This window comes from Bacillus sp. FJAT-42315, assembly GCF_002797375.1.
Taxonomy (GTDB): Bacteria; Bacillota; Bacilli; order Bacillales; family Domibacillaceae; genus Bacillus_CE.
In genome coordinates, this window is sequence record NZ_KZ454941.1 from 1,818,440 (window position 1) to 1,820,564 (window position 2,125).

Sequence of the window (2,125 nt, forward strand, 5' to 3'; positions counted from 1 at the left end):
TTTATAAAATTAATCATCGTTTAAAAAATTTAAATGATAAAGTGCTTTTAAGTGTTCATTGTCATAATGACTTAGGCATGGCAACTGCCAATACGTTAGCTGCCATTAAAAATGGTGCTGATAAAGTGGAGTGTACGATTAATGGGATTGGCGAACGGGCAGGGAATGCGGCACTAGAAGAAGTGGCGATGGCAATCAATACTCGCTCATCCATCTATAAAGCGTACACTAATATTAATACGAAAGAAATCATGAATACGTCTAGGTTGGTCAGCAGTTTTATGGGGCTTGATGTACAAGTAAATAAAGCAATTACAGGAGATAACGCCTTTGCTCATTCTTCGGGTATACACCAAGATGGTTTGTTGAAATCAAGGGATGCTTATGAAATCATTAGTCCAGTTGAGGTTGGTTTAGATGATATGGAACTGGTTTTAACAGCACGCTCTGGTCGCCATGCGGTGAAACATGCGCTTGAAAAATTAGGTTTTAATCAGCTGACTGAAACACAATTTGAAGGGATATTTGAAGCATTTCTGGAATTAGCAGATGCGAAAAAAGAAGTATACAATCATGACTTATATGTCATCGTGGAGAACTATTACACGCAACATAATAGTCAGAAGGAGGATTTAACAAACTATAGGGGGCATTTCTATGAATTAATGGATTTGCAAGTGATTAGTAATACCACTTTCCCATCAGCAAGTGTGAGCATGAAAAAAGGTGATCAAATATTGAAGAGCAGTGCAGTCGGTTCTGGCCCGATCGATGCTTTGTATTCTGCTATTACAGACATCAGTGATTTAGAAATGAAATTAATTGAATATAATATTAGCAGTGTTTCAAGAGGAAAAGAAGCATTAGGGAAAGTAAAGATTCAAGTGGAATATAGAGGAGAAAAATATATGGCTAAAGCAACAGATACCGATATTATGAAAGCAAGTGCACTAGCGTATATCAATGCTGTCAATAGTATTGTTGTGGATCATTTGCTTCCAGTTGAATAGGAAAGCTATTACCATTGATAACAGACTTTTCGCGCGAACTAATATTTACCTTTATTCGTGGTATAATGAACACAACTTGATAGATAGGAGGTCAAAATATGGGCTTTTATTGGATCGGTTTCGTTTTTTGGACATTAATCTTTATATCTATCATTTGTGTAGTCTGGGGCATATGGAAAAAGTCAGCGAGCCGTTTAGTGATGGGAGCAGTATTATTTGTGCAAGTTGCTTATTACTTTAGCGGTGCGGAGAATCATTTTAAATACATTATGCTTACACCCATTGTGTTCCTCGTTATGGCGTTTGTCGTGAAAAAGCAGGAAGCGAGTTTTTAAAGAAATCCCCTTTTTTTCAGTAAATTTCTGAAAAAGGGGATTTCTTTATGGAAACGTCTATGTTAGAGTGAAAGATTCGTTCCCAAATGATTTTAGTTGACTTTTGATTGCTAAGAATTTATTATTTCTATATTGTTTTTTTGTAAAGATTATATAATAATTGTAAAAAAAATTAGGAGGGAAAGTAAAATGAAGAAGGAAGCCAAGAAGAATTCGCTTCTTAGCAAACCGCTCATTTTCTTCTCATTAGCAGTCATACTTCTTTGGATCAAAACGTATATCGCTTATCAGGTAGAATTTGAACTAGGTATTGAAAATACGATGCAGAAGTTCTTGTTATTTATCAATCCGATAAGTTCGGCCGTTTTGTTTATTGGATTTGCTTTATTTGCTAAAGGAAGAAAAGCGTTTAAATGGATGGTGAGAATTCACTTTCTATTATCCGTATTATTGTATTCGAATATTGCCTATTATCGTTTCTTTACCGATTTTATTACGCTGCCAACGCTGACACAAACAGCGAATGTGAGCAGTATTGGTAATAGTATGGGGGCTTTGTTTAAGCCATATGATGTGCTTTATTTTGCAGATACGTTGATTTTGCTCGTTCTATTTTTATCTAAAAAGGTGAATCCAGAGCCGATGAAAATCAAGCGCCGTCAAAGAGCGGCTGTATTTATAACTGCGATTGTGATGTTTACGGTGAATTTAAGTCTAGCTGAAATCGATCGTCCACAGCTATTAACGAGAACGTTCGATCGAAATTATATTGTGAAATAT

Annotated in this window: 2 protein-coding genes and 1 pseudogene; all 3 read left to right on the forward strand. The window is 35.7% G+C overall.

Features of this window, described 5'->3' with window-relative positions; translation table 11 throughout:
• Positions 1–1,010: alpha-isopropylmalate synthase regulatory domain-containing protein (locus tag CEF22_RS08895; protein WP_332849166.1), on the forward strand; the 1,010-nt coding region annotated here is incomplete at its 5' end.
• Positions 1,011–1,108: 98 nt separating this feature from the next.
• Positions 1,109–1,345, forward strand: coding sequence for a hypothetical protein (locus CEF22_RS08900; protein ID WP_100402576.1), 237 nt, complete (start codon positions 1,109–1,111; stop codon positions 1,343–1,345).
• A gap of 189 nt (positions 1,346–1,534) precedes the next feature.
• Positions 1,535–2,125 (forward strand): annotated as a pseudogene (locus CEF22_RS08905) (glycerol phosphate lipoteichoic acid synthase); the annotation flags it as partial.